The following is a 1,373-nucleotide window of genomic DNA, read 5'->3' on the forward strand; positions in this document are numbered from 1 at the left end:
AGTTATCCACATGGAGATGCATCCGATGGGATGTAGATGATGGGCTCGCTGGCCGGATGACCCAGTTATCCACCGTCGCCCGGGTGCGGGTTGACAATCGCCTGATCTGTCTCCGGCCGGTGAGCTGCACGCACCGGCCGGACGGAACGTGACCTGATAGGAGCCTGTCGAGAGGCCCGTCCATGTGCTGTCCGCCCGACCGGCGGTGCGTGCCGTCCCTGCCGGTTCAAAGGACAGAAAGGACGGCTGTCTCTACGATGACAGACCCGATCAGTACAACGCATTTCGACGTCGCCCAGGTCGCCGGTCCCGGCCAGGTCGCCGGCGGAGTGGACACCCATCTGGACACTCACACGGCTGCGTGTGTGGATCATCTGGGCCGGTTGCTGGCTCATGCCCAGTTCCCGGCCACCGCGGCCGGGGAGAAGCGGCTGCTGGCCTGGCTGATCGGCTTTGGTGAACTGGCCGCTGTCGGGGTGGAGGGCACCGGCAGTTACGGCGCCTCGCTGGCCAGGCTGCTGAGCGCCGAACAGGTGCAGGTGGTGGAAGTCTCCCGGCCGAACCGGCAGACCCGCCGTCGGCGCGGGAAATCCGACCCGATCGATGCCGAGGCAGCGGCCCGCGCGGTCCTGGCCGGGACCGCGACCGGCATCCCGAAGACCCGCACCGGTGTCGTGGAATCCATCCGGGTTCTGAGGACCACCCGCAGCGGCGCGATCAAGGCACGGACCGCGGCCATCAACACACTCAAGCACCTGATCATCACCGCTCCCGAACCACTGCGCGGCCAGCTCGCCGCTCTGAGCAGCGACCAGCTCATCCAGCAGGCCGCCGCACTGCGCCCGGCAGCCGAGCTGACCGACCCGATCCAGGCCACCAAGACCGCACTGCGCCACCTCGCCCGCCGCTGCCAGCACCTGACCGAGGAGATCACCGACGCCGACACCCAACTCCTGGCGCTGACACGCCAGACCGCGCCCGCGCTGCTCGAACGCTGCGGTGTCGGCCCCGAAACCGGCGGCCAGCTCCTGACCACCGCCGGCGACAACCCCCACCGCCTCCACAACAACGCCGCCTTCGCCGCGCTCTGCGGCACCTCTCCCGTCCCGGTCGCCTCCGGCCGCACCCACCGCGTCCGCCTCAACCGCGGCGGCGACCGCAACGCCAACTCCGCCCTGCACACGATCGTGTTGGTCCGCATGCGCCACCACGAACCCACCCGCGCCTACGTCACCCGACGACGCGCCGAAGGCAAAACCACCAAAGAAATCATGCGCTGCCTCAAACGCGCACTCTGCCGCGAACTCCTACCCCTCATCACCCAAGCCCTCACCCCAGACTTGACACCCAACGATCTATAGGAGCATCAGGCT

General features: G+C 68.2%; 1 protein-coding gene. It reads left to right on the top strand.

Annotated elements, in window-relative coordinates; translation table 11 throughout:
- Nucleotides 1-257: 257 nt before the first annotated feature.
- Nucleotides 258-1,361: an IS110 family transposase gene (locus ACWF4Z_RS38330; protein ID WP_452248110.1), complete on the top strand. Its 1,104-nt coding sequence runs from the start codon at nt 258-260 to the stop codon at nt 1,359-1,361.
- Nucleotides 1,362-1,373 lie beyond the last annotated feature (12 nt).

The sequence above is a fragment of the Kribbella sp. NPDC055071 genome, assembly GCF_053608045.1.